The following is a 25,109-nucleotide window of genomic DNA, read 5'->3' as shown; positions in this document are numbered from 1 at the left end:
TGCGATCAGCCGTTTAAGCCGAGCCTGTGTCTCGCTTGTGTCGCGCTTGTGCCACTTAAGGCGTTTCTCGATTCGTACGCCAATCATGAGTAGATTTGCCTGGTGAATCGTTTGCGCAAGCGGCTAGCGAGAGTTAACCTGCTTCTACTGCGGAAAAGCCGCCCCTTGAGGGGCGGCTTTTTTAATACAACTGTGGATGCGCTTCCATGCCGGATTAGCGCGACACGAATAAACCACCGGCCACCGATCAACCTTCAACTGGCTTTCGCCTGCACCGGCAACGCAATCAAGCCGCGCCAATCAGAAAGCGTTCGCGATTCTTGCCGACAATCCACTTTGGCGGTTTGCCGCGCCCGCTCCACGTATTGCCTGATTTCGGGTCCTGGTATTTGGCCGGCAGCGGTGCCTTCTTGGGCGGGCGTCCGCGCTTGGCGGCGACCGCAAAGCCCAGGTCCTGCGCGGTTAGACCGTATTCAGCGATCTTTTGGCGGATGTCGGCGACAACGTTATCGACTTCAGTGCGCCGGGCTTCGTCTGCCTGTGCCTGCAATTTGGCGATCTGTGCCTTGAGGTCTGCATATTGAGACATTTCGGTTCTCCCCTTTTCTAGAACTCATTCGCTCGCAGACTAGCTGCAATTATAAAAATTCGCAATGGACAATAATACCGATTAAGCAAGAAATCATCTGATAATTATTAAACGTCGATGAATTGTAAAACGAGAGATTTAGCGGGTAATAAAAGGCAAAGGCGACTTCACATTGACAATTCTTGACACCTAAACCGGCGGTCTTTCCCTAGAATTGCGCGCTCAATGGCATGTATCCGCACTTGGCATTCATGCCGCTCCAAGCGTCAAACATTTTAGGATTACCAATCATGCAGTTGTCAAAACGCCTTGCTGCCGAGCTATTCGGCACCTTCTGGCTCGTGCTCGGGGGCTGCGGCAGCGCAGTCCTCGCCGCTAACTTCGCCGGCCCGGTCCATGGTCTGGGCATCGGCTTCGTGGGCGTCTCGCTCGCATTCGGCCTCACCGTCCTGACAATGGCCTATGCGATCGGCCATATCTCCGGCTGCCACCTCAATCCGGCGGTGAGCGTCGGCCTGACCGTCGCCGGCCGCTTTCCGGCTCGCGACCTGCTGCCATACATCGTCGCGCAAGTGATCGGTGCGGTGCTGGGTGCGCTGGTGCTGTCGTTGATCGCGTCGGGCAAGCCGGGTTTCGACCTCGTCGCCAGCGGTTTCGCCAGCAATGGTTACGGTGAGCGCTCGCCGGACCATTACTCGCTCGCGGCCGCCTTTATTTGCGAAGTGGTGATGACAGGCTTCTTTCTGTTCGTCATCCTCGGCGCGACCGACAAACGCGCGCCGGCCGGTTTCGCACCGATTGCCATTGGCCTGTGCCTGACGCTGATTCACCTGATCTCGATTCCCGTCACCAATACGTCGGTCAACCCGGCGCGCTCCACCGGCCCGGCGCTGTTCGTCGGTGGCGCAGCGGTGGATCAGTTGTGGATGTTCTGGGTCGCGCCGATCATCGGCGCGGTGATCGCAGGCGTGCTGTACCCGGTCATCGCCGAAAGCCGCCGCGGTAATTCGCAGGAACTGGCGCTCGACTGATCAGCGAGTGCGTGTATTCAGCCAGTCAAAGCGGGCGCTACGGCGCCCGTCGTGTTTTTGTGCGCATGGTGCGAGCGGCTTGATAATCCGCCGATGGCTCGCTGCTAGAATCGTGCGACTTCCCAAGCTCGCACAGGTGCTACCTATGACCCGTTTCCGCGGATTCCTGCATGGCGTCGCACTCTCCATCGGCGCTTTGTGTGCCGGCGTATTGGCATTGCCCGCAGCCCATGCCGCGGACGGCAATACTGAAACGCTCGTATTCGTGCGCCACGGTGAGAAACCAGCCAAGGGTTACGGCCAGCTCAATTGCCAAGGGCTCAACCGTGCTCTGGCGTTGCCAGCCGTCATCGCCGCCAAGTTCGGCAAACCGGATCTGATCTACGCGCCCGATCCCGGTCAGCAAAAGGACGACAGCGGTCACTCCTATTACTATGTGCGGCCGCTTGCGACCATCGAGCCGACTGCCATCCAGTTCCAGATGCCGGTGCAAACGCCGTACGGCTTCGCCCAGATCGATCAACTGGGCACCGCGCTCGTCAATCCTGCCAATCGAAACAAGTTGATTGTGGTTGCATGGGAACACAAGCTGATCGTGAAAATGTTGCGCCAAATGATGAGCGCGCATGGTGGCAACGCCGCGGACGTCCCCAATTGGCAAAGCGACGACTTCGACAGTATTTATATTGTTCGTCTCCAGTGGCAAAACGGGACGGCCCACGCCAGTTTCAAGCTCGACCGTCAAGGACTGAACGGCCGCGCCGCGGACTGCCCATGCGCGGCATTGCCGGGCGCACCGTCCGCGGCCGCGACGGGCGCTTCCGCCGGCTCAGCTGATTAGTCGGGTAATACAGATGTAAGCCGCGATTACGGGCGCGGCTGTCTGTTTTTCGCAGCGAGCGGCAGCAAGCAGGCGCCGGGCCCTTTTTGATGTGCCGCAAAGCCTTACAAGACGCCGCTTCGAGCGGAAAGCGCAGCGTGAGTGATGCGCTCGAATGTTCCCTCTACCACCTTTCAAACCCTGCGACGATGCTTGCAGTCCGTAACATCTCGTCGCAGTAAGCGGCGACCGGAATGCGTAGATTGGTCCTGTGCGACAAACATACGTCGCCTCACAGGAGAACAACATGAAACGCATCGTCACTCACTTGCTGGTTGCTGCCGGACTCGCGGCGGGCGCATGCGGTATCGCGCAAGCACATACGGATCTGAACATCGGCCTGTCGCTCGGCGCACCGGTTTATGCCCAGCCTGCCCCTGTCTACGCGGCGCCGCAGCCCGTGTATTACGGCAATGGCGGCTGGGACCGTCGTTACTATCACGGCGACCGCGGGGATAATCGCGGCTGGGATCGGCACGACCGCCACTGGGGCCACGATGACCGCGGCGATCGCCGTGGCGGGTGGCACGGCTGATCGTAGCCCGCGGCGCCAGGTCGCGAACCAGAATCGGCGCAACAGCCGGCCCGCAACCACGCAAGTGGATGCGGGCCGGTCTGCTTTCAGGACATCAGTTCGTCGTCGAGCGAGAAGAGTTTGCGCAGATGGTGCGCGACGCCCGCTTCGAAGTTGTTGCCGATGCGCGGCACGTCCGGCAGACGTGTGATGAGATCGGGATTGGCATTGTTCATCATGAACGGATGGCCGGCTGTCTCCAGCAGATCGATATCGTTCATGTTGTCGCCGAAGGCCACGCATTGCGAGGCGCCGATACCGAGGCGCTCGAGCACGATCTGCAACGCACGCCCCTTCGATACGTTCGAGGTCATCACCTCCAGGCAATCCGGTAGCGAATAGGTGACGTAGAGCGCATCGCCGAATTCGCGCGCGAGGTTGGCGGCCACATGCGCGAGATCGGCAGGCTCACCGATGTAAAGAACCTTGGCGATGTCGACGCCGTCGTGTTTCGGCAGATCGGTCACCGCATAGGTGAAGCCGGAATCCTGGTGGAATTTGAGCAGGTCCGGCGCATCCCGGTCGATCAACCACGCGTTGTCGGTGAACAGATTCACGATCACTCGGCCATGCGCGCCGACGATTTCGGGCTGCACGAGCCGCTGCACGATGGCCGGAGGCAGGTCGTCGGCGTGGATCACCGTGTTATCCGGCGCGTGAATGCGCGCGCCGTTCGACGTGATCAGATGCGGGTTGATGCCCAGCACGTCGCGAATGCCCGCAACGTCGCAATAGTGGCGCCCCGTCGCGATCACGAAGTGCAGCCCGTCGCTTTCCAGCTTACGGACGGTAGCGATCGTGAACGGATCGACCTGGTGATTGGCGTTGAGCAGCGTGCCGTCGAGATCCGTGGCAATGACTTTGTACATAGTGTGAGCAGCCGGGCAGCGTCGAAGATCGCATTTTACCGTTGCGCGCCGTCTCGGGCTGATCGCACCTGGGCGCGGAGCGATTCTCAGCCGCCGATGCGAACCGCTTCGCGCTGCGCCAACTGCAAACCGCCGTGTGCGGAGTCCGCCAACGGCTCGCGCAGACGGGACTGATAGATCTGCGGTACATACTCGCGCAAGGGTGCACCGAGGCCGCCGCACAGCGCGACCGGCAAGGTCGCTGAAGGGTCGAGCGCGGCAATCATCTTGCCCACTTCCACGCCGGCCTCGCCGAGCAAACGCGCCGCAAACGGATGCGTGCGATGCGCCATGACGATCGGCGCGAGCCTTGCGTAGGCTGTTTGATTGGCTTCGCACAGCCAGACCACGAGGCTGTCGTAGTCATGCGCGCCGGCATGGGCGAGGAGCGCCTGCGCCAGATCGTCTTTGGGCACACGTCCGTCGAGCGACTGCTGTGCGTGCACGATGACCCGCAGCCCGAGCCAGGCGCCGCTCGCTTCGTCGCTCGACGGATAGCCGAAGCCGCCGGCGACGCGGCATTCGCCATTGCTATCGAGCACGGCCGCCTGACTGCCGGTGCCAAGCGCAACGACCACGCCGGGCGCGCCGCCGTGCGCACCGAGCAAGCTGGTGTACACGTCGCTTTCTACCGCGAGCCCGGCTACGGCCGGCGCCTGCGAGCGAAACGCGGCCAGCCAGTCGCGATTATTGACCCCTGCCAGGCCGCAACCCAGTACGCAACGCGCCCAGTCGAGCGGCACGCCGACGCGTGCAAACGCGTCGGCGCAGGCGGCCTCAATGGCCAGCCACGCGCGTTCAACGCCGAGGCCCAGACCCGAGGGCCCGCTCGCCGCCTGCGCCAGTTCACGGCCCTGTGCGTCGCCGAGCACCACCCGCGTACCGCTGCCGCCGCCGTCAATGCCGATCAGAAAGAGGTCTTTATTCATCGAATCGAGTGAGTTCAAGTGGTGAATAACGCATAGCGTGGCAGGTCAGTTTCAATCCCGCAATCGGCCGAATAGCCTGCTTGCAGCGCGCACGGCTTCCGCTATGCTGACGGGCGACATGACAATGCGGGAGCGCGAAAGTGACACAGCGATGCAACTGGGTATCGAGCGAAGCGCTCGCACACTACCACGACACCGAATGGGGCGTGCCCTCGCGCGACGATCAGCACCTGTTCGAACTGCTTGTGCTGGAAGGCGCGCAGGCGGGTTTGTCATGGTCGACGATTCTCAACAAACGAACCGGCTATCGCCGCGCGTTTGCCGATTTCGACATCGACAAGGTAGCGCGCTTTACGCCTAAACACGTCGATGCGCTGGTGCTGGACGAAAGTATCGTGCGCCATCGCGGCAAGATCGAATCCGCCATTACCAACGCGCGCGCCGTGCAGCAGATTCAGGCCGAACACGGCTCGCTCGCCAACTTCGTATGGTCGTTCGTCGATCAGACACCGATCCAGAACGATTGGGCGTCGTATAAACAGGCGCCTGCATCGACCGAAGTCTCGGACGCACTCAGCAAGGGGCTCAAGCGCTACGGCTGCAAGTTCGTTGGGTCGACGATCTGCTATGCGTTCATGCAAGCGGTCGGCATGGTGAACGACCACGAGGCGAGCTGCATGTGCCGCGCGCGGTGCGCGGCGCTCGGCAAGAAGGGACGCAAACGCAAGGCTGGCTAATAAGCAGCGGCACGTTCGACCACGCGTGATCTGCGCACGCCACGGCGCGCCGCACCAGCGCGCTTCGGCCCGCTTCAGCCCAAAAGACAGCCATCCACGCGCGAGTCCAGCCGTGGCGCGCCCTACCTAACGCCAAAAACAAGCCGGTAACTCAACCGCAAAAACCCAACTCAAATCAGCACCAAAAAAAACAATTCAGCACCCCAAAAGCAAAACGGCGATGTGGCTTCTTTCGAAGCTCACACCGCCGTTTCGGCGTGCGGAATGCGGCGCGTAAAAGCGTGCTTAGTGCAGCTTTTTCGGCAGCATCTGGCTGCGCAGGCGCTTATGCAGGCGCTTCACAGCAGCAGCCTTCTTGCGCTTACGTGCCGTGGTCGGCTTTTCGTACGATTGGCGCTCACGCAGTTCAGCGATCAGGCCATTCTTTTCGATTGCGCGACGAAAGCGGCGAATCGCCACTTCGAACGGCTCGTTTTCTTTCAGAAGAATCGTCGTCATGTAATTCCTAACTCAATCACTTGATAGGGGTAAATTGCGTGGCGGATACCGCTCACGCGCCGGCCCTCCGGTCGTTTCGATTCATGGCCAGTAACAGGCAAACGCGGGCAGAAACCCGGCCAAACCACGAATGAAACGAGAGGCATAACGGCCACGGAGGCCGGAAAAGAGAGGTGGGGAGTTCACCGCGGAACGCGGACAGACGTAATACCAAAGCCACGTCTGTTGCCGTTTCGCCAACCTTTCATCAATGAAAAACATTGACGAAACAGGCAAAGATCTCAATTCACTCCCGATGATATCAGGAAACTCTCCATCCTACCAGGGGTTTAGCGATTGCGCCAGGCCGCTCGCACAATCAGGCGCTCGCCTCGTCCAGCTCGCGGATATCGGCGCCCGTCAGCATCAGATGGACGGAGGCGGCCAGGCTCTTGAGCTGGTCGACCGAGGTCGCGCTGGCAATTGGGGCCGTTACGCTCGGACGAGCAATCAGCCATGCCAGCGCGACGGTGGCCGGGCTGCTGCCGTGCCGCTCGGCGACACGATCGAGGGTGTCCAGAATACGCAAGCCGCGCCCGTTCAGATATTTTTCGACCCGGCTACCGCGCGTCTTGTTGGCCAAATCGGCCTGAGAGCGGTACTTGCCGGAAAGAAAGCCGCTTGCAAGACTGTAGTACACCACTACCCCGAGCTGATTGGCGAGCGCCACCGGTTCGGTGTCACGCTCATACTCGGCGCGGTCGTACAGGTTGTATTCCGGCTGCAGCAATTGATATTCGGGCAGCCCGTGCTGGCGAGACACAGCCAAGGCTTCCTCGACGCGCGCGCCGCTGTAGTTCGACGCACCGATCACTCGCACCTTGCCCGCCTCGATCAGCTTTTGATACGCGCCGAGCGTCTCGGCCAAAGGCGTGTCGGCGTCGTCGTCGTGAGAAAAATAGACGTCGATGTAATCGGTCTGCAAGCGCCGCAGTGAGTCTTCTACCGCCGCCTGAATGTTCGCCGCAGACAAACCCTTGCGCTGCGGATGCTTGGAGACCTTGGTGGCGAGCACGATCTTGTCGCGATTGCCGCTCTGCCTGAACCACTTACCGATGATCGTTTCCGATTCGCCACCCTGGTTGCCCGGCGCCCATGCGGAATAGACATCGGCGGTGTCGATAAAGTTGAGCCCGGCGTCGACGAACGCATCCAGGATCGAAAACGAGGTGGCTTCGTCCGCGGTCCAGCCAAATACATTGCCGCCGAACATAAGCGGTGCGACCTCCATTTCCGAACGTCCAACTCGGCGCTTTTGCATGATTTTTCCGGGGTTTGTCAGAGAAGGAAAAGAGAATACGCCGTCTCGCTAGCCCCTGCAGCGCGACGCCTGGCCGACCCTACGGCCTTTAAGTTATCTGGGACGGCGCTTCGTGATACAGCCAGCCGCCCTGGCGCGCCTCCTCCCCAGCGCCGGGCCGTTCCAGCAGACGCCGGACGGCGTGCCTGCCACGACATCCCATCAAGGCACGAACTCGTCGAGCGCCGTAACAGGTTCGTAGGCGATTGCAATCCGGAATTGCGGGTGCGGGGAACCTTGGGAGATTCGACTGCAAGCCCCGCTCGTTGGCCTCACACGCGTTGCAGACTAAATTCCGTCAGGGCATTCGTCAGGATATCGACCGCTTCCTCCGTAACGGCGTTATATAGAGAGGCCCGCAATCCGCCAATCGAACGATGCCCCTCCAGCCCGACAATCCCTTGCTCCCGCGCCGTCTCGACAAAGGCATCGTCGAGCCGCGCATCGCCAAACGTAAACGCCACGTTCATCTGCGAGCGCCACGGGCGATCCGCGTGAATCGTCACCGCATCGCCCAAAGCGTCGAATGTTTCGTATAGCCGCTTCGCCTTTCTTTCGTTGATGCGTTGCATCGAATGCAAACCGCCAATCTCGAAGCGCAGCCAACGGGTAATCAACGTCATGACATAGATCGCGAATACCGGCGGCGTGTTGTAGTTCGAGCCGTGTGACACATGCGTGCGAAAGTCGAGAATAGCCGGCAGGCCATCCGGAATTTGCTCCAGAAGAGACCGTTTGATGACCGCCACAGTCACCCCTGCAGGCCCCAGGTTCTTCTGTGCATGGGCATACACCATCGAGAATAAATCTGGCCGGAACGGCTTCGACAGAAAATCAGACGACATATCCGCAATAAGCGGCACCGGCATCTCATCTTCAGAATTAGGAAATTGCAAGCCCTCCACGGTCTCGTTCGACACGTAGTGCAGATAAGCGGCCGACTTCGACACATCCAGCGCCTGAAGGTCAGGCAGTTGTCGATAGCCCGTTGCATGACCATCCCACGCGACCTTTCTCGCGGTCACTTTGGCCGCTTCCGACGTCGCCCGACCGCTCCAATAGCCGGACGTTACGTATTCTGGCGGTGCGCCGGCCTTTGTGGCGAAATTCATTGGAATCATCGCGAACTGCAAACTGCTGCCACCCTGCAGAAATGTGACCGCGTAGTCATCGGTGATGCCGAGCAGGCTGCGCAGGTTCTGTTCTGCTTCATTGAGTATCGACCGGAACCAGTCTGATCGATGGCTCATGCCGAGCACAGATATGCCCGTCTCCGGCAGATGCGCAACGGCCTCACGGGTTTGCTCCAGCACGGTTTCCGGAAGCGCACCGGGACCACCGGAAAAATTCAATGTGTTGGATTTCATGGTTCGTGGACAAGCCTTCGGTTGAATTAACATGAGCCCGCAGCCGCGCGGCGCAGCATCTGGTGAAATGCATCGAAGACTCGACGCATTTGTGACGCCTTATAAGGAAACGTGTCTGGATCGTCCATGTCATGCACGACCATCGCGGTGGCAATCTCGAAGATGAGGAGACGGCCATCGCTCGTTTCGGCGCAGTCGAATCCTACGTAGTCCAGATCGGTTGTTTCAGCAATCATGCGAAACGCTTCGCGGTGACGCACCGCAAAGTCCGAATCGAAACTTGCCATCAGGCGGGCTTCCTCCTCCCGGCGCTCAGGGTGCGCAATCATCTCGACGTACGGGTAGTGGACCATCCATTCGCGCGAAATCCCCATATGGCACACGAAAGGCGCGCCCTCAATCATCACGATTCGGTACTTACGAAACAAGCCGTCCGCGCTGCTGTAGTCGATAAACGGCGCGACGTAATATTCCTGAACGTCCGTGCCGTCCACATAACGTGCAAGGTCAAGCCCGTCAGACACTTTCACCAGCCCTTGTCCGGCGTGCGAGCCCACCGGTCTCACAATGAAAGGGTAATGTCCGTCCAGCACATCGGACAGATCGAAGGTGCCTGACGCGGCTTCGAGAATCAGTTCGCGGGACAGCCGCACGGTGTGCGCCATGCAAACGCCGGGAAGCTTGCCAAGCAGCGCATAGGCGGCGTCACGCGTCGTGTGCGAGATGCGCTCGGGCCGGTTCAGCACCCGACAATCAGCGCGCCGGGTCAGCGCTGCAATGCGAGCGAGCGGCTCAGCATTTTCATCCAACGCGCACGCGGCGACGAGAATGACATCGTGTTCCGGCAAACTCGCGTCCTGAGGCAAATCTCCATCAACGTACAACACGTCGACCTGAAGGTCGGCGCTCTCAACCAGGCATTCAAACGGTGTATTCGCCATGAGATCACCGGGGGATTTGAGCACGAGCACCTTTACCGGCGCCTCGGCCGAGTGCGCACTCTTTAGCCGGTAATGCCTGCGCATTTGAATTGCCAGGTTTTGAACGGTGAGTGCGGACGCTTTCTGGTATTTGAGTTGCAACACCAGGGACAACTCGAGCAGGGCGTACGGATCCTCATAGCGCTCGCTATACGCGAGCAAGCGTTCCCCAAGCGGCGTGAGATCATTTCCCGCCGTTGCTGCTCTGAGCAAAGCGGCCAGACCCAACGGCTGATAAGGCGGTGGGTGCCCTGCCTCCGCAGTGAGCGGTGTTTGAACAGGATTCATGGATGAGACGCTTCGATAAAGTGATACAGGGTGAGAGGCGTTACCTTCACGTGCATTGTCTTACGCATGGTTCAGTCAAGCCGCGATGGACGGACACGCGTGAGGACACGAGCGTCCGGTTCGGCACAAGCGGAGCCACGAAGCTGCCTGCGCTGAGAATTCAGATCGAGCCCCAACGTAGACTACTGGAATCGGCCGGAACACAAAGAAGGAACAGAGGACGAAATAGCCGCCTATTCAAGTGAACTGCGCGACTCGTAACGAAAGCTCGTCGCGCACTCGCTTGATCACCCCGTCCCAACCCCGCGCTACCGTCTGGCGAAAAAGCCGCGCACTCGGGTACCAGGGCGTGTCGGCGCGATCGTGCATCCAACGCCAATCCGGAAAGTGCGGCAGCAGAATCCACACCGGGCGCGCTAGCGCCCCGGCCAGATGGGCGATCGAAGTGTCGACCGAGATCACCAGGTCGAGTTGTTCGAGCAGTGCCGCCGTATCGGCAAAGTCTTCCAATTGGGCACCAAACGAGATGACGCCGGGATGCCGCTCCAACACCGCACGATCCGCGTCGCGGATCTCGGGCTGCGTGATCACCCAGTCAACGCCCGGTAAGTCGAAGCAGGCTTCGAAAGCAGCGAGCGGGATTGAGCGCAGTGCGTCGTTCTTGAACTGCGGATTCCCGGCCGGTGCGAGACCAACCCGCAACCGTCCCGTCGTGCTGCGGGCCGCGAGCCGTTCGCGCCAGGGCGCTCGCCGCGCCGCGGGTGCGCGAAGATATGCGCTCGGCTCAGGGATGATGTCAGGCGTCGTCCGGAGCATGCGCGGCAGACTAAGCAGCAAGCATTGATGGTCGCCATCGGGTCGCGCGTCGCCGCGCGCAACGATCTCGACACCCCAGTCCCGGGCCACTTCGTCGAACAACGGCCGCAGCGGCGCTTGAACCTCCAGGATCACGCGCTGCGCGAGGGCCGCCACCTGCGGCGCATAGCGCGCGAACTGGATCGTGTCGCCGAGGCCCTGTTCGGCAATCAGCAGAATTGTCTTATCGGCGAGCGGCTCTTCGCCCGACCAACAGGTCGGCAGACTTTCGAGCATCCGTTGCCCTTCGCGCTTGCCATACGCGCGCCACCCTGCGGCGTAGTCGCCTCGACGCAGCAGCAGGCCCGCCTCGTCGAGCCAGGCCTTATCCCAGTCGGGACGTACGCGACGGGCCGCCTGAAGGCACGCCAGCGCAGCGTCGTCGGCACGCATCATTGCCAGCGTGTTACCCATATGCCGCAGAGCGGTCGCCCGGTTCGGCTCGAGTTCCAGCGCACGTTCGAACCAGGGCAGTGCTTGCTCGAGTTGACAGCCCTTGGCCCATGCCAGTCCGATCGACTCGCAGATAGCGGATGTGGATAAAGCGTGGACCGGCAAACACGGAAAGCTGAGCGGCGCCGGCGGTGTGAGAGCCTGCGCCCCTGCGTCTGCGTCCTGCTGCATGGCTTCCGAAAGCGCCAGGGCGCGCGACAGCCCCTCCAACGCGGCCATGGGCCGGCCGAGCTCTGTAAATATTTTGCCGACGCCATAGTGCGCCCATGCCAATGACGGATCGAGCATGGCCGCGCGTTGGTAGGCGGTGAGCGCGTCCGGCAACCGTTGCAGCACCTCCAAGGCATCGCCGCGTGCGCAAGCGCTAACGGCAGCCTGCAAGCGCTCACAGCTGCCACTATCACTAGCTCAACGTCGAACCAATTGTACGGATCCGTCACGCTCTCGTCGGCTAGTCAGGTCACGTTGTCTGGCGTGGGTGCGCAGGACATTGCCGGCCAATATGACAACACCACCAGCGCGGCGGATTCGCTCCAAGCCTCGCAGACCGTCGCCGCCACTGGGACGTTCACCGCCGGTACGAGCGGCACGATCAACTTCAATCTGGGCGGTGCGGCCACCGCCACTGCGTCAATCAACACGACGGCTGCCGACACCGCAACAACGGTCGCACAAAAAATTAACTCTACCGCCGCGCTGCAACAGGCAGGCATCAGCGCGAGCCTTAACGCGCAAGGTAATCTGGTCATCAGCAACACCTCCGGTCAGAACCTCGCGCTTACCGACTCGAACGCGGTCGGCGGCTTCGTCTCCGGCTTGGACAACGCGCAGATCGTCACCGGCAGTGCCTTCACGGCCGGTGTTGCCGGCGATACGCTGACCCTTGGGGTCGGTAGCACGTCCGTCAAGCTCACGCTCACCGGCGCGACGAACGCGACCCAACTCAGCGCCCTGATCAACGGCAATAGCACGCTGCGCGCAGCAGGCATTACGACCTCCGTGAACGGCGCCGTCCTCGTGGTCACGAATACGTCGGGCCAGGCTTTGAGTGCGACCGAAACCGGTACGCTGAAGTCCGGCTTGCCAGCTCCTGCGTCCACGGCAGGCACGTTTGCCACCGTGACAAATCAGACCCAGTACAACGCCACAGCGAGCGGGTCGCTCGCTAACATTGACGTGCTGACTGTCGCCGATTCGCAGCACACGATCCAGGCGGTCGACTCTGCGCTGAACCAGATCAGCACGCTGCAGGGCCAGCTGGGCGCGGTGCAAAACCGCTTTACGTCGATCATCTCGAACTTGAGCGCATCGGTGCAAAATGCCCAGTCGGCGCAGTCGTCGATCCAGGACACGAACTACGCCAGCGAAACGTCGGCGCTGTCGCGTGCCCAGGTGCTGTCGCAAGCCGCTCAAGCAATGGTCGCGCAGGCGAACCAGCTGCCGCAGCAAGTTCTGAAGCTGCTGCAATAACAGAGTCAGTAAGCAGGTAGTAGACGGCCGGCGCGTATGCGCCGGCCGGGTTTTTTTGGGGGGGGGGGGGGGCCCCCCCCCGCGCCGCCATCGCGCCCTTGCCGGCGAGCGCCGTGTGCCACAGCGTGTCGAAGCCCTGCGAGATGCGCGGCGCCCAGTCGGCGGTATTGGTGAATTTCGGCGCGCCTGCCGTACCCGCCGCGTGACACGCGGAGCACACGGCTTTGTAGACCTCTTCGCCGGACTTGTAGATACGCGGCGCATTAGCGTCGCGAATGTCGACTTGGGCGAACGGCTTGATGCGCGCGCTGACCTCGGCTTCGGAAAGACTGTCTGTGCCGGCGCCGGTGCGCGTCGAATTATCGACGTAGATCACGAGCAGAACGATGATGACGATCGGTACCGCAAAACTGGCGATGATCGCGGCGATGAGCTGCCCGGGGGTTTTGATTGGGGCTCCGTGTGGTGCTTCGCTCATGCTTGTCTCGTCTCCGTGGGTATGTGAGCGGTACAGCGTGACGGCAACTTCTTGTTCTTTAATCAGGCACGGACGATTATAGACGCAAGCTTTCGACGGCGGCGAGGGGCTCGGAGAGGTGTTCAGCAGGCGTTTACCCGCATCGCGGGGCGCGGCCGGCACCCGCGGAACGGCGCCGGGAAAGGGCCAAATCCGGCCATATAGGCCGCCCGGTGGACGGTTGGACCGAAACCGGGTATTCTCTCGGTCTCGCTTGGCGTCGCTCCTGTTCAGGTTGCCGCGCTTTCGTGAAGCGCCCGTAGCTCAATGGATAGAGTACTGCCCTCCGAAGGCAGGGGTTGCTGGTTCGATCCCAGCCGGGCGCACCAAAAAGCGTCAACATAACAAGGACTTGCAAAGGGCGGCGACCGGATGCGATATTCTGTACGGAAACTATACGGAATTTCACTCGGACAGACGTTGACCTTTTGTCTCCCTTTTCCCCGCCCCAACTGGTCTTAGTGCTCCCGCCGCCATATGCGGTTCAGGCAGCTGGCGCGTGCGCGGCTAATTGATTCTCTTCGCTGGAATGCGTTTGCAACCCGTTGCAAAAAAAGCCGAATATAGCCATTCCCAACGGCACCGATCATGACCGGCCTTCGTTCGCCCAGGCACATTCGGTCGCGAATCCGCCGCCCGCGCTCGGACGAAGAGCGCCGCGCAATGGATTCGACAATCGCGGACATGGCGCGCCTTATCTTCCGATGGGCCGTTCAAAAGCCCACAGAAATCGCCTCTCCCGCATGACGGGGGCATCCCAATAGAGGTGACCAAAGAGCGAGCACGCGCAATAGCGAGTGAATTGCTGGCGGGCATCAATCGCGCAAAACTTAGCGCACCCGTCTCGGAAACGGTCTGGCAGACCTACGTCGAACTATACGGTGCGATGAACAAGTTGCGGACTGCGCTTGGCGCCGTGTCGGCACTCCCTTCGACCAACGGTATGTTGATGTAGAAACTGAAGTCCTTGCGCGGGCTATCGACCAGTTGACCGCGAGACCGGGCAAAAGGCGGCATTCCGCAGTTCTGGCCGCGAACTGCATTTCTTGGGTGGTCGCGACGCGGGCGGTACACAGGCATCAAGGAGGAGATTGTCCGCGAGGCTTTGGCTGTTTGGTGGCGGTACTTCCGAAGCGCGCCGCCGGCCTATCAAGACAGCGTATTTGACAAAGTCATCGAGCGAGCCTGCCTGTACCACGGCATCGACATGCCAGGGCGAATAGTGCTCGGCGCAGAGGTCAAAGCATTCAACCGGCGATTGCGCGCTGGTGATTCGCTTATCACCCTACGCTTTTACCGTGGCAAGAGCACCGATTAGCGGGCTAACAGCCATTGACTGCAACGTTCCAAAATGGCCTCGTTCGATCTTAGGGGACATTAAATGGAACATCAGTTGATCTCAGGCGCATTGCATCGCCTGCCGTCGGTTACGCGGCTAACCGGTCTGTGTAAAAGCTCCATCTACGCGCTGATTCGTGACGGCGAGTTTCCTAGCCCGGTGCGCATTGGGCGGCGCGCGGTCGCTTGGCGACAACGAGATTTGGAAAAATGGGTCGGCTCTCGGATTCCGACTTTGCGTGACCTCTCGGCGAATGGCGAGGAGGAGCAATGAGCGCGCAATATCCTTGGATGACGCCGGCAGATATTGAGGCCAGCGCGATAGCGTATGCCGGCGATCCGGCATTTCGCAACTGGTTAGGCGCCGTGGCGCGCTTTCGCGATAAGCGTCTCCGCGATATCGAACAGCACTCCGTTCGGTTGATGGCTGAATCGCCCGGCAAACAGCTCAGAGAACGAGTCGACCGCTTCATGCGGTCGTATGAGGTTCAATGGTGGCATCTCCACTCTGAATGGATGCGCAAGGGCGGCGCGCTTAAGGGCGTCGAGATGATCGCCCGCAGGGCTACATTCTTTGAACTCTGGAAGGCTGCCAATGAGGGCTGCCCGCTACCTTGGGAGCTTGATCCCGGAAAGGCTTGCAGTGAAGGGTTCGCGAGGCATGAAATGCCGAAGCGAGGCGGCCGGGGCTCGCGGAGATGCTTCAGTTTTGGCGTGGCGGGTCGCACCCGGCAAAAGATCGTGGATGCGGCATTGAAGGCCGCAGGCTGCGGTCTATGCAGGGCGCAATTTATATACGCCGAAGGAGGGCGCCTTGAGGCGATTGACGAGATAGCGCGCGCGATTAACGCCAATCCCATGCTTTCTCACTATGCAAAGCTCGATCTCGCCAATTGCTTCGACAACATTGATCTAGCGCGGGCGCATGAGTTCCTTCCAGTAAGGCGGAAGGTTGTTCAACACACCATCGGTATAGACCGAAGGGAGGCGAGCGGACGACGAAATCACGGCCGCGTGTTATATCCCACTTCCACTGTTGCTAGTGCTCTTCACCGGACGTCGAGTGACGATGCAGAAAGTGTCTCTATTCTGTCTCCTGATAAGGTTCTCGATCATCTGGCAATTCGTTACCCGCTGCTGTTGCCACAGGGCGCAGCGTGTTCACCTCGCGTTGCATATTGGCTCATTGAGAAAGGATTGCCACCATTGGACCCCGCCCGCGCGTTCATGTATGGCGACGATCTCTTTCTTTTGGGCCAATCGGAGCGCGAAGTGCGCGCAGAGGCGTCTTGGTTCGGGACACTGTTCTCGACGCACGCAGCGGGGCCTTTGCCAGTAGGACGGGTGGAGATCGGCGCGACAGCGGGCGGCGCGGGATTTCTTGGGATAGAGATCATCCACGAACAAGTTTCTCCACCGTTGCCGGGGCTGCGTGTTTCCGCCGTCGCGCTGTCAGTAAACGAGGAGTCGCGGCGGCGATTCATGGAGAACGCGCGCGAGCTGATATCTCGTGGTGTCGCGTATGGCGACGAAAGTCTGTCTGAGGCGCGCGTCTTAATTCAAGGATTCTTGAACGCTGCACCGAGACAAGATCGCATTTCGTTGTTCCTAGAGGTGCTCCAAATAGCAAATGACAGCGAAGCGGACCTCAACGTCCTTTATGGCGGGATAGACATGCATTAGCTGTCGACCCACGCACCTACGAATGCGGAGGGCTGCGTCCGCGCTTGCTTGTCTTCGGAGCGCTCCACGGAGCAGTAGCTCGGTGGTATATACCAGCGCTTTGCGGATGACGCTCTATGGTTCGGTCCCGGACGTGAGAATGGACTTTGCCTTTCTCACCTTAGCCGCAGCGAATTTGAAACCTGTTGCAGCGGGAAATTTCGCCTAGGTCGGCCGGTGCTCGGTTTGGCGCCGCTGGTCGTAGGTCGGTAGCGCGCCCGATCGTTGAAGCAGTTAACCGCCCACGAAATTGCCGCATTGAACGAGCAAGGGCAGCCGCAACGCTTCTAGGGTGCCCGCGCTTCTTAACTTGCGCGAAGGAGACGCTCGCGATCGGCCGCCTTCTCGGGACGACGCGCCCATATCGGTTGACGCGAGAGCTTCATGCGAGGCGTCAGAGCATCGGGCGCGCCAGAAACGGGGCGGCAGTGATCTCGCCCCCGCAGTCGGGTACTGGAGAGAATTTGACACGATTGCCGGGCGCGGAAGGCTTCGCTTTGAACCCAACTGCGCAGAGTTGCTTTGTTGGACCGGGATCGGTAGGTTGTGATATGACCTTCAGCGCAAAAACTATAACCGGCGCGAAGCATCGGCCATCCACGACGATCGGATTTGAGTGTCGAAAATGCTGGCGCCATCTATCGGGAAATCAGACCATTTGCTGTATGTCGTGAGCGCAGGCTTCAACCAATGCCTTGCGATGCGCGGCCGGCAAGAAGGTCTGACGTCGACGTCCAACATCCTTGAACTTTGCAACGGTCTTCCATCCAGCGTCCGGCGCCACTAATCGATCATGCAGCGCGAGTTAAGCGCCGCCTTTAGGGAGGCGAGATTGCGATTTGCGCTGTCTTTCGCGCGAGGCAAGTCGTCTTCATCCTCTGCTTCGTCTTCGCCGCGCGCGATTTGCGTCGACAGCCATGCCTTGGCATACATGAACTGAATCCCCGAAGCCGTCTACACAAAGGAATTCCGCGAAGAGGCGGTGAAGCTTGCAATGACCGAGGGCGTTGGCGTATCGGAGGCCGCGCGTCAGAGGACGAAATCGCCGCTTATTCACATGAAGGCGCGACGCGTAACGAAAGCTGGTCGCGCACTTGCTTGATCACCCCGGACCAGTCATGTGGCACAGTCTGGCGAAACAGGCGCGCGCTCGAATACCAAGGGGTGTCGGCGCGATCGTGCATCCAGCGCCAATCCGGCAAGTGTGGCAGCAGCGTCCATACCGGGCGCGCTAGCGCCCCGGCCAGATGGGCGATCGATGTATCGACCGAGATCACGAGGTCGAGTTGTTCGAGCAGTGCGGCAGTATCGGCAAAGTCTTCCAGTTGGGCACCAAACGAGATTACGCCGGTATGCCGTTCCAACACCGCGCGATCCGCGGCGCGGATCTCAGGCTGCGGGATCACCCAGTCAATGCCCGGCAAGTCAAAGCACGTTTCGAAGGCCGCAAGCGGAATCGAGCGCAGCGCGTCGTTCTTGAACTGCGGATTCCCAGCAGAGGCGAGACCCACCCGTAAGCGCCCGGGCCCGCTGCGGGCCGCCAGCCGCTCGCGCCAGAGTGCTCGCCGCGCCATGGGGGAGCGAAGATAACCACTCGGTTCGGGAATGGTGTCAGGCGTCGTTCGGAAGATGCGCGGCAGACTGAGCAGCAGGCATTGATGGTCGCCATCGGGTCGCGCTTCGCCGCGCGCAACGATCTCGACGCCCCAGTCCCGGCCCACTTCGTCGAACAGCGGTCGCAGCGGCGCTTGAACCTCAAGGATGACGCGCTGCGCGAGGGCCGCCACCTGCGGCGCGTAGCGCGCAAACTGGATTGTGTCGCCGAGACCCTGTTCGGCAATCAGCAGAATCGTCTTGCCATTGAGGGGCTCTTCGCCGGACCAGCAGGACGGGAGACTTTCGAGCATCCGCTGTCCTGTGCGCTTGCCATACGCACGCCAGCCTGCCGCATAGTCGCCCCGACGCAGCAGTAAGCCTGCCTCGTCGAGCCAGGCATCATCCCAGTCAGGACGCACGCGGCGGGCTGCCTGGAGGCACGTCAGCGCAGCGTCGTCGGCACGCATCATTGCCAGCGTGTTACCCATATGACGCAGAGCCGTCGCCCGGTTCGGCTCGAGTCCGAGCGCGCGTTCGAACCAGGGCAGTGCGTCCGCGGGTTGACCGCCTTTGGCCAATGCCAGTCCGATCGACTCGCAGATAGCGGATGGGGGTAGTGCGTGGAGCGGCAGACACCGATAGCTGAACGGCGAAGGAGTGCGAGCCTGCGCCAGTGCGCCAGCGTCCTGCTGCGTGCGTTCAGAGAGTTCGAGCGCACGCGACAGCCCTTGCAACGCGGCCATGGGCCGCCCGAGCTCCATAAGCATCGTGCCGATGCCATGGTGCGCCCATGCCAACGACGGTTCGAGCATGGCCGCGCGCTGATAGGCCGTGAGCGCGTCGGCTAGTCGGAGCAGCGCAGCCAATGCGTCGCCACGCGCGGCGTGGGCGCACGCATCGTCGGCATTGCTCGCGACTGCACGTTCCGCTTGCGCCAGCGCTTCTTGCGGCGCGTCGAGCGCGAGGAGCGTGCGCGAAAAGGCGAGGTGGACTCGCGACTCCCGCGGGGCATTGTCCACGCCGGTGGCATCTGCGGATACTACGGCACGCAGAACGGTTTCGAACTGCTCGCGCGCCGCGGCATGTTCGCCGGCGGCCGACAGCGTGAGTGCGAGTCGCGCCGGCAAGCCCGGCAATGCCGGCGCGGCAATAATTGCAGCCCTTAATAGCGTGGCGGCGTCCGTATGGCGGCATTGGGCATCGAGGATCGCAGCGAGCCGCATCAATGCGGACGCGCTCGCATGTGCCTCGGCGAGTGCGTCGGCTTCCAGACCGGTCCGCAGGCCGGCGCCCATTTGACAAAGTGGGTGCGTCATCAGTGTGACCAAGGTTTTTTGCAAGCGAGTGCATCATTCTGAATCAGACCAATCGACACCAAAGGCGGGAACAGTGGCGTAAGTTAGCGCTAGCTTGGGGGATCGATTTTTGCTGCGCCGCAACAGCAAGTTACCCGCGCAAAGTCGCCCCGTCTCACAGACCGCACAGACACGTCCCGCCGCACGATCCGGACGGACAACAATTCGTCGATGGTGGCTTTACCCAAAAGCTTGCCGAAAGCTCATGAGGTGGCCGGCAAGGTATCGCGCGAGGGAAACTGATCCGGGAGCTGCGGCCCCGGCGCGGCACCCGACTGGCAGCGAGCGGGCGATGATGGAGCGGCCTCGCGTAAGAATCCAGCGCGTTCAGAAAGGTGAAAAATTGCGGCCCTAAAGAGATACCAGGGCTAAAGAATTCGAGACCCTGTCCGATAACCCACTTAGCGACGGCAAATGGACAGTGCGGTGCACGGCCGTACGTTACGGCGGACATGCCGGAATGCGCCAACCATTGATCAAAGGAGTAATTGAATGACTACGATTATCAATACCAACATTGCGTCGCAAATCGCGCAGAACTATTTGCAGAACAACCAGTCTGCAGTGACCAGCGCGATCACCCAGTTGTCGTCGGGTCTCTCGATCAACAGCGCAGCGGATAACCCCGCCGGCCTCGCGATCGCGACCACGCTGCAAGCGCAGATCAACGGCCAGACCGTTGCGACGCAGAACGCGAATAACGGCATTTCACTCGCGCAGACCGGCGAGAGCGCACTGACCCAAATCACCAACAACCTGCAAACGATTCGTCAGCTCGCCGTGCAAGCGTCGAACGCGACAAACTCGGCGGCAAACCGCGCGGCGCTGAATCAGGAAGTGCAGCAGGGCCTTGCACAGATCAACACGATCGCGTCGACGACGCAGTTCAACGGCCAGACGCTGCTTGACGGCACGTTCGGCACGCAAAACTTCCAGATCGGCGCAAACGCAGGCCAGACTATCGCAGTGAACCTGAGCGCGGGCGCGAAAACCAGCCAGATCGGCCAGACCTACTCGAGTTCACTCTCCCTTGCCGGCACCTCTGGCCTGGCGAGCCAGCCTTTGAGCGTGTCGGTCGGCGGCGCAGCGCCCATCACGATCTCGAATGCAGTAGCGGGTACCAGCGCGGGCCAAAACGCCGACAGTGCCTACGCGGCGGCAGCGGCGATTAACAGCGCCGACATCTCTGGCCTGAGCGCGACCGCCACCAACTCGCAGCAGTTCAGCCTGAGCGCGGTGACCAATGCCTCCACCACGTCGTCCCAAGCCTATAACCTGACAATCAACAACGTCAACATTTTCGGCGCCAACCCCGGTCAGACCTTGAGCGCAAACGGAGGCTCGATCTCGACGACCAACCTGGTCAACGCGATCAACCAGTACTCGAGCCAGACCGGCGTGTCCGCCGCGCTGAACAGCGATGGCTCCGTCAACCTGACGGCAGCCGACGGCAGCGACATCAACGTTTCGCAAAGCGGCGGCGCAAGCGTCAGCGGCGGCCTCGACAACACGGCGTACACCATCGGCAACGGCACCTACGGCAGCCTGAGCGCAACCTCATATGGCGGCGGTTCCAGCACGTCAGGCGAACTGCAAGGCACCGTGCAGCTGCAATCGGCCAGCTCGATCTCGTTGAGCGGCGCCGCGGCTGCGGCGATCCAGACGCAGAACACGGCCAACAGCGGCGCGCAACTGACGGCCGGTGCGCAAACGCTAAGTGGTGGTACCTTCACGTTCGGGGCGGGGGGGGGGTTGCAGACCACGCTCAGTGGCGGCCAATTTGCGATCAACGGCATCAACATCACCGCGACCTCGGGCTCAGCACTCACCGTCTCCCAGATCGCCGCAGCGATCAACAGCAACTCGTCGCTGGCCGCGAGCGGCATCACCGCAAGCGGCAGCACCGGCAAGCTGGTGCTCTCGAGCACCTCGACGCCGATCAGCGTCAGCGGTACTGACGCCAACAGCATCTTAGGTCAAACCACCGCGACCAATGCGGTTGCAACGACGCTGACCGACGCCAACGTGGCGGCCGCCATCCCCACCGGCACGCTGGCAGCCGGGCAATTCACGATCAACGGCATCAACGTGACGGGCAGCGGCATCGCCACGGTCGCGGGCCTCGAAACCGCGATCAACAACAACACGCAACTGCAGGCGCTCGGCATCACCGCCTCCGGCGCAACCCTCACGATTAACGCCACCACACCGATCGCGATCAATGTCGGTGGCACGCTTGCAGCGTCATTGACGCCGGGCGCGACGCAAACGGTTACCGGTGGCGCGGCCGACGCCGCGCTGGTCAATGGTGGTGTGAATTTCACGACACCGGTCACGCTGACGGCCGGCCAGCTCACGATTAACGGCAACTCGGTCGGCGCAGCTACTTACACGACCGTCGCGTCCCTCACGGCCGCCATCAAAGCCGCGTCCGGCAATGCAAACCTCTCGGCGGCGGTTACCAATCCCGGCGGCGTTCTGTCGGTCAAGACAAGCGATGGTTCGGCCTTCACCATTGGCGGCAGCCTGGCGTCCTCGCTGCTCGGCGAAACGCTTGCGACGCCGGCGGTCAGCTCGTACTCAGTCGACCAGACCGGCTCACTTGCCGGTATTGACGTGCTGTCGGTGAACGACGCGCAAAAAACTATCACGGTCGTCGATGCCGCACTGAACCAGATCAGCACGATGCAGGGTGAGCTCGGTGCAGTTCAGAACCGTTTCACCTCGACGATTTCGAACCTGGGCTCGTTGACCCAGAACGCGCAATCGGCCCAGTCGTCGATTGAGGATACGAACTACGCCACCGAGACGTCGGCGCTGTCGCGTGCGCAGGTGTTGTCGCAGGCCGCCCAGGCAATGGTCGCGCAGGCGAACCAGATGCCGCAGCAGGTCCTGAAGCTGCTGCAGTAAGCAGTAAGCAGTAACGCAGTAAGCAGGTAGTAGACGGCCGGCGCGTATGCGCCGGCCGGCTCTGGAGGCGGCTCGTCGACAGCGCCGCCCCCAAAGCCGACGCACAATCGGCGGATGCCGGCAGCCCCGCTACCCACCGCCTACGTTCGACGCAATGCCGGCGCGATGCGCCGCTCCAGAAGGCACAGGCCCAGCATGTCTACCACGATTTCCCCGACCGGCAGCACGCCGACCTCGAGCACCACCAGCACCACGACCAGCAGCTCGCCATCAGGCTCGTCGGTCATCGCGTCGCTCGGGCTTGGCATCGGCACCACATTACCGATCAGCCAGATACTGACGGGGCTGATGCAGGTCGAGAGCATCCCGCTCACGCAGCTGCAAAACCAGGTGAGCGGCGTCCAGACCGAGATCTCGGCTTACGGCCAGCTCAGCTCGGCACTCTCGACGTTTCAGCAATCGCTGACGCAACTGACGCTGCCCACCGAGTTCCAGACGTTCAGCGCGACCTCCAGCAATACGTCGGTGCTGAGCGCGAGCGCGGTGGTCGGCGCCCAGCCGGGCACGTACACCGTTGACGCGACGCAGCTGGCCCAGGCGCAGTCGCTCGCGACGGCCGGCCAGGCCAGCCTGAATACGCACCTCTCGGGCGGCAGCGGCAACACGACCGTGACGTTTGCGTTCGGCACGCAGAGCGGGACGACGCAAAGCGGTATGACTTTTACGCCGAACCTGTCGCAAAGCGGCGGCAGCATCACCATCAACAGCAGCAATGACACGCTGTCCGGTCTGCGCGACGCGATCAACAATGCCAACCTCGGTGTCACTGCATCGATCGTCAACGACGGCAGCAACACGCCGTACCACCTCGTGCTGACGTCGAACCAGACCGGCGCGAACGAGAGCATGCAGATTTCGGTACAGGGCGACGCCAGCATCAGCTCGCTGCTGACCTACCCGCCCGGCACCGGCGACACGATGACCCAGACCGTGGCGGCCCAGAACGCCAACCTGACGGTCAACGGCCTTGCGCTCAGCAGTTCGACCAATACCGTAGCAACCGCCTTGCCCGGCCTTGCCCTGAACCTCCAGCAGACCGGCACGTCGACGGTCACGGTCGCAAACAATACGAGTGGGGTCCAGACCAATATCGACAATTTCGTCTCGGCCTACAACACGCTGCAGAGCACGATCAGCTCGCTGACCGCCTACAATTCCGGCGGCACCAATGGCCCGCTGATCGGCGACGCCACGACGATGCAGATCGAGAACCAGTTGCAGGGCGTGATCGCAAGCCAGCTGCAGGGCACCGGTGGCGGTTATGCGTCCCTCTCCGCCGTCGGCATCGCGGTCAACAACGACGGCACACTGTCGGTCGACGATTCGACGCTGTCTCAGGCACTGCAAAGCAATCCGAACCAGTTCGCCGCGCTGTTTGGCACCGCCGGCTCGGCAACCAACAGCAACGTCACCTACCTGATTGGCGGCACCAATACAAAGCCCGGCTCGTACGCGGTCAACATCACGCAGGCCGCGACCCAGGGGACCTTCACCGGCTCGTCAGCGCCCAGTACCAATCCGACCACGATCCCGTCCGGCGGTCTGCCACTGACCGTGACGGTCGACGGCGTGATGACGAACGTCACGCTTGGGGCCGGCACCTATACGCCCTCGCAGCTTGCAACGGCACTTCAGACCACCATCAACACCGACGCCACGTTGCAGCAGGCCGGCGTGTCGGTCAACGTGACCCAGAACAGCGGCGTGCTGAACGTCGCGTCGACGAGCTACGGTTCGCAGTCGTCAGTCTCGATCACCGGCACGGGTGCGGCGCAGCTCTTCGGCAGCGCGTCGACATCCATTGCCGGCCTCGACGTGCAAGGCACAATCGGCGGCTATGTGGCAACCGGCAGTGGCCAGGTGCTGACAGTCGGCAACAGCGGCCCGGCGGCCGGCATGGAAATCCAGGTGACCGGCACCAGCACCGGCGCACTCGGCAACGTCAACTACTCGCAGGGCTATGCGTCGCTGCTGAACGGAGTCGTCACGAATGCGACCGATGCGACCAGCGGTTCGATCACGAATGCGACGAACACGCTGAATACGCAAGTTACGTCGCTGCAGACACAGGAAACGAGTTTGCAGAGTTACATCGCGCAGGTGCAGCAGCAATACCAGACCCAGTTCGGGGCACTGGACGCGATGGTGGTCCAGATGCAATCGACCGCAAGCTACCTGCAGCAGGTCTTTAACCCGACCACCTCATCCGGCAGTTGACGGAGCCACGCCGCAACGCAAGCCGTGCGTCGACCCACCCGCAAGAAGAGGACAGTATTCATGTATTCACCAGGTAAGTTTGGAGCAGGAAGTTACGCACGCGTTGGCCTCGAAACCAGCGTGCACGGCGCAAGCCCGCATGAACTGGTCGCGCTGCTGTTCCAGGGCGCGCGCCGCGCGGTCCGTATGGGCCGCGTGCACATGCAAAACGGCAACATCGCTGAGAAAGGCAAGTTGCTTTCGCACGCCATCCTGATCATCGGCGGCGGCCTGCAGCAGGGCCTCAATCTCGAGCAGGGCGGCGATCTCGCGCAGCGCCTGCATGCGCTTTACGATTACATGACGCGCCGTCTGCTCGAGGCCAATCTGCAGAATAACCCGGCGCTGCTCGATGAAGTCGACGGGCTGCTCGCGACCATCGAGGACGGCTGGGCCGGTATCAAGATGCAGGTCAACGGTTCAGCCGCACAGGCACAAGTCGCGACTATTCGCTGAG

At 61.4% G+C, this 25,109-nt stretch carries 21 protein-coding genes, 1 tRNA gene and 1 pseudogene; 11 read left to right on the top strand and 12 right to left on the bottom strand.

Going from position 1 to position 25,109, the window contains the following annotated elements; genetic code table 11:
- Positions 1-286: 286 nt before the first annotated feature.
- Positions 287-589, bottom strand: a complete 303-nt coding sequence (locus P0D84_RS00220) for an H-NS histone family protein (RefSeq protein WP_093640787.1) — start codon at positions 587-589, stop codon at positions 287-289.
- 290 nt (positions 590-879) lie between these two features.
- Between P0D84_RS00220 and aqpZ the strand changes: the two genes are divergently transcribed.
- The 3 genes from aqpZ to P0D84_RS00205 all read left to right on the top strand — a co-directional run bounded on the left by aqpZ (position 880) and on the right by P0D84_RS00205 (position 3,035).
- A complete protein-coding gene (aqpZ, locus tag P0D84_RS00215) occupies positions 880-1,620 on the top strand; it encodes an aquaporin Z (protein WP_408331456.1) in 741 nt (246 codons plus the stop codon).
- Between the two features lie 145 nt (positions 1,621-1,765).
- Positions 1,766-2,461 (top strand): histidine phosphatase family protein, encoded by a 696-nt coding sequence (locus P0D84_RS00210; protein WP_408331454.1) that lies wholly within the window; start codon positions 1,766-1,768, stop codon positions 2,459-2,461.
- A gap of 286 nt (positions 2,462-2,747) precedes the next feature.
- Entirely contained in the window at positions 2,748-3,035 is a 288-nt protein-coding gene (locus P0D84_RS00205; protein WP_408331452.1) for a PXPV repeat protein, read from the top strand.
- Between the two features lie 86 nt (positions 3,036-3,121).
- On the opposite strand, the gene P0D84_RS00200 is transcribed toward P0D84_RS00205, so the two are convergent.
- Positions 3,122-3,943 carry a Cof-type HAD-IIB family hydrolase gene (locus tag P0D84_RS00200; RefSeq protein ID WP_408331450.1) on the bottom strand — a complete coding sequence of 274 codons (822 nt, stop codon included), beginning with the start codon at positions 3,941-3,943 and terminating at the stop codon, positions 3,122-3,124.
- A gap of 86 nt (positions 3,944-4,029) precedes the next feature.
- Entirely contained in the window at positions 4,030-4,911 is an 882-nt protein-coding gene (locus P0D84_RS00195; protein WP_408331447.1) for a glucosamine kinase nucleotide-binding domain-containing protein, read from the bottom strand.
- A 140-nt stretch (positions 4,912-5,051) separates the two neighbouring features.
- Between P0D84_RS00195 and P0D84_RS00190 the strand changes: the two genes are divergently transcribed.
- Entirely contained in the window at positions 5,052-5,648 is a 597-nt protein-coding gene (locus P0D84_RS00190; RefSeq protein ID WP_408331445.1) for a DNA-3-methyladenine glycosylase I, read from the top strand.
- 285 nt (positions 5,649-5,933) lie between these two features.
- Here the strand turns inward: P0D84_RS00190 and rpsU are convergent, their stop codons facing one another.
- The 5 genes from rpsU to P0D84_RS00165 all read right to left on the bottom strand — a co-directional run bounded on the left by rpsU (position 5,934) and on the right by P0D84_RS00165 (position 11,764).
- A complete protein-coding gene (gene rpsU, locus P0D84_RS00185; RefSeq protein ID WP_006050883.1) occupies positions 5,934-6,146 on the bottom strand; it encodes a 30S ribosomal protein S21 in 213 nt (70 codons plus the stop codon).
- A gap of 358 nt (positions 6,147-6,504) precedes the next feature.
- A complete protein-coding gene (locus P0D84_RS00180) occupies positions 6,505-7,446 on the bottom strand; it encodes an aldo/keto reductase (protein WP_408331443.1) in 942 nt (313 codons plus the stop codon).
- A gap of 311 nt (positions 7,447-7,757) precedes the next feature.
- Positions 7,758-8,852 carry a phosphoserine transaminase gene (locus P0D84_RS00175; protein WP_408331441.1) on the bottom strand — a complete coding sequence of 365 codons (1,095 nt, stop codon included), beginning with the start codon at positions 8,850-8,852 and terminating at the stop codon, positions 7,758-7,760.
- A gap of 26 nt (positions 8,853-8,878) precedes the next feature.
- Positions 8,879-10,120 (bottom strand): ATP-grasp domain-containing protein, encoded by a 1,242-nt coding sequence (locus P0D84_RS00170; protein ID WP_408331439.1) that lies wholly within the window; start codon positions 10,118-10,120, stop codon positions 8,879-8,881.
- 237 nt (positions 10,121-10,357) lie between these two features.
- Positions 10,358-11,764 (bottom strand): tetratricopeptide repeat protein, encoded by a 1,407-nt coding sequence (locus P0D84_RS00165; RefSeq protein ID WP_408339584.1) that lies wholly within the window; start codon positions 11,762-11,764, stop codon positions 10,358-10,360.
- Positions 11,765-11,851: 87 nt separating this feature from the next.
- Here P0D84_RS00165 and P0D84_RS00160 point away from each other — a divergent pair, with 87 nt between their 5' ends.
- On the top strand, positions 11,852-12,898 hold the full coding sequence (locus tag P0D84_RS00160) for a flagellin (RefSeq protein ID WP_408331437.1): 1,047 nt from the start codon (positions 11,852-11,854) through the stop codon (positions 12,896-12,898).
- 63 nt (positions 12,899-12,961) lie between these two features.
- On the opposite strand, the pseudogene P0D84_RS00155 reads toward P0D84_RS00160, so the two are convergent.
- Positions 12,962-13,376, bottom strand: a pseudogene (locus tag P0D84_RS00155) (c-type cytochrome); the annotation flags it as partial.
- A gap of 292 nt (positions 13,377-13,668) precedes the next feature.
- Here P0D84_RS00155 and P0D84_RS00150 point away from each other — a divergent pair.
- From P0D84_RS00150 to P0D84_RS00140, 3 genes are all read left to right on the top strand, one after another.
- Positions 13,669-13,744 (top strand) — tRNA-Arg (locus P0D84_RS00150).
- Between the two features lie 1,052 nt (positions 13,745-14,796).
- Positions 14,797-15,027: a helix-turn-helix transcriptional regulator gene (locus tag P0D84_RS00145; RefSeq protein WP_408331435.1), complete on the top strand. Its 231-nt coding sequence runs from the start codon at positions 14,797-14,799 to the stop codon at positions 15,025-15,027.
- A complete protein-coding gene (locus tag P0D84_RS00140; RefSeq protein WP_408331433.1) occupies positions 15,024-16,436 on the top strand; it encodes a hypothetical protein in 1,413 nt (470 codons plus the stop codon). Before P0D84_RS00145 ends, P0D84_RS00140 begins: the two co-directional genes overlap by 4 nt.
- A gap of 822 nt (positions 16,437-17,258) precedes the next feature.
- On the opposite strand, the gene P0D84_RS00135 is transcribed toward P0D84_RS00140, so the two are convergent.
- Positions 17,259-17,408 carry a hypothetical protein gene (locus tag P0D84_RS00135; RefSeq protein ID WP_408331431.1) on the bottom strand — a complete coding sequence of 50 codons (150 nt, stop codon included), beginning with the start codon at positions 17,406-17,408 and terminating at the stop codon, positions 17,259-17,261.
- Between the two features lie 116 nt (positions 17,409-17,524).
- Positions 17,525-19,387 (bottom strand): glycosyltransferase family 9 protein, encoded by a 1,863-nt coding sequence (locus P0D84_RS00130; protein ID WP_408331429.1) that lies wholly within the window; start codon positions 19,385-19,387, stop codon positions 17,525-17,527.
- A gap of 531 nt (positions 19,388-19,918) precedes the next feature.
- Here P0D84_RS00130 and P0D84_RS00125 point away from each other — a divergent pair.
- Positions 19,919-22,336, top strand: a complete 2,418-nt coding sequence (locus P0D84_RS00125) for a flagellin N-terminal helical domain-containing protein (protein WP_408331427.1) — start codon at positions 19,919-19,921, stop codon at positions 22,334-22,336.
- 140 nt (positions 22,337-22,476) lie between these two features.
- Here the strand turns inward: P0D84_RS00125 and P0D84_RS00120 are convergent, their stop codons facing one another.
- The gene (locus tag P0D84_RS00120) at positions 22,477-22,701 is read right to left on the bottom strand and encodes a hypothetical protein (RefSeq protein WP_408331425.1); all 225 of its coding nucleotides are present in this window, start codon (positions 22,699-22,701) and stop codon (positions 22,477-22,479) included.
- On the opposite strand from P0D84_RS00120, the gene fliD reads away from it, so the two are divergent.
- Positions 22,685-24,613 carry a flagellar filament capping protein FliD gene (gene fliD / locus P0D84_RS00115; protein WP_408331423.1) on the top strand — a complete coding sequence of 643 codons (1,929 nt, stop codon included), beginning with the start codon at positions 22,685-22,687 and terminating at the stop codon, positions 24,611-24,613. The two genes, P0D84_RS00120 and fliD, sit on opposite strands and share 17 nt — an antisense overlap.
- A gap of 60 nt (positions 24,614-24,673) precedes the next feature.
- On the top strand, positions 24,674-25,108 hold the full coding sequence (gene fliS, locus P0D84_RS00110; protein ID WP_408331421.1) for a flagellar export chaperone FliS: 435 nt from the start codon (positions 24,674-24,676) through the stop codon (positions 25,106-25,108).
- Position 25,109: the final 1 nt, after the last annotated feature.

Source organism: Paraburkholderia sp. RL17-337-BIB-A (assembly GCF_046025895.1).
In the GTDB taxonomy this organism is placed as follows: Bacteria; Pseudomonadota; Gammaproteobacteria; order Burkholderiales; family Burkholderiaceae; genus Paraburkholderia; species Paraburkholderia fungorum_C.
The sequence above is the reverse complement of the archived record's forward strand: the minus strand, read 5'-3'. Positions and strand labels throughout refer to the sequence as shown.

Excerpts from the sequence above, each read along its gene's own strand:
- P0D84_RS00220 (WP_093640787.1), bottom strand. The coding sequence starts at position 589 with ATGTCTCAATATGCAGACCTCAAGGCACAGATCGCCAAATTGCAGGCA.
- aqpZ (WP_408331456.1), top strand. The coding sequence starts at position 880 with ATGCAGTTGTCAAAACGCCTTGCTGCCGAGCTATTCGGCACCTTCTGG.
- P0D84_RS00210 (WP_408331454.1), top strand. The coding sequence starts at position 1,766 with ATGACCCGTTTCCGCGGATTCCTGCATGGCGTCGCACTCTCCATCGGC.
- P0D84_RS00205 (WP_408331452.1), top strand. The coding sequence starts at position 2,748 with ATGAAACGCATCGTCACTCACTTGCTGGTTGCTGCCGGACTCGCGGCG.
- P0D84_RS00200 (WP_408331450.1), bottom strand. The coding sequence starts at position 3,943 with ATGTACAAAGTCATTGCCACGGATCTCGACGGCACGCTGCTCAACGCC.
- P0D84_RS00195 (WP_408331447.1), bottom strand. The coding sequence starts at position 4,911 with ATGAATAAAGACCTCTTTCTGATCGGCATTGACGGCGGCGGCAGCGGT.
- rpsU (WP_006050883.1), bottom strand. The coding sequence starts at position 6,146 with ATGACGACGATTCTTCTGAAAGAAAACGAGCCGTTCGAAGTGGCGATT.
- P0D84_RS00180 (WP_408331443.1), bottom strand. The coding sequence starts at position 7,446 with ATGCAAAAGCGCCGAGTTGGACGTTCGGAAATGGAGGTCGCACCGCTT.
- P0D84_RS00175 (WP_408331441.1), bottom strand. The coding sequence starts at position 8,852 with ATGAAATCCAACACATTGAATTTTTCCGGTGGTCCCGGTGCGCTTCCG.
- P0D84_RS00170 (WP_408331439.1), bottom strand. The coding sequence starts at position 10,120 with ATGAATCCTGTTCAAACACCGCTCACTGCGGAGGCAGGGCACCCACCG.
- P0D84_RS00145 (WP_408331435.1), top strand. The coding sequence starts at position 14,797 with ATGGAACATCAGTTGATCTCAGGCGCATTGCATCGCCTGCCGTCGGTT.
- P0D84_RS00140 (WP_408331433.1), top strand. The coding sequence starts at position 15,024 with ATGAGCGCGCAATATCCTTGGATGACGCCGGCAGATATTGAGGCCAGC.
- P0D84_RS00135 (WP_408331431.1), bottom strand. The coding sequence starts at position 17,408 with ATGTATGCCAAGGCATGGCTGTCGACGCAAATCGCGCGCGGCGAAGAC.
- P0D84_RS00130 (WP_408331429.1), bottom strand. The coding sequence starts at position 19,387 with ATGACGCACCCACTTTGTCAAATGGGCGCCGGCCTGCGGACCGGTCTG.
- P0D84_RS00125 (WP_408331427.1), top strand. The coding sequence starts at position 19,919 with ATGACTACGATTATCAATACCAACATTGCGTCGCAAATCGCGCAGAAC.
- fliD (WP_408331423.1), top strand. The coding sequence starts at position 22,685 with ATGCAGGTCGAGAGCATCCCGCTCACGCAGCTGCAAAACCAGGTGAGC.
- P0D84_RS00120 (WP_408331425.1), bottom strand. The coding sequence starts at position 22,701 with ATGCTCTCGACCTGCATCAGCCCCGTCAGTATCTGGCTGATCGGTAAT.
- fliS (WP_408331421.1), top strand. The coding sequence starts at position 24,674 with ATGTATTCACCAGGTAAGTTTGGAGCAGGAAGTTACGCACGCGTTGGC.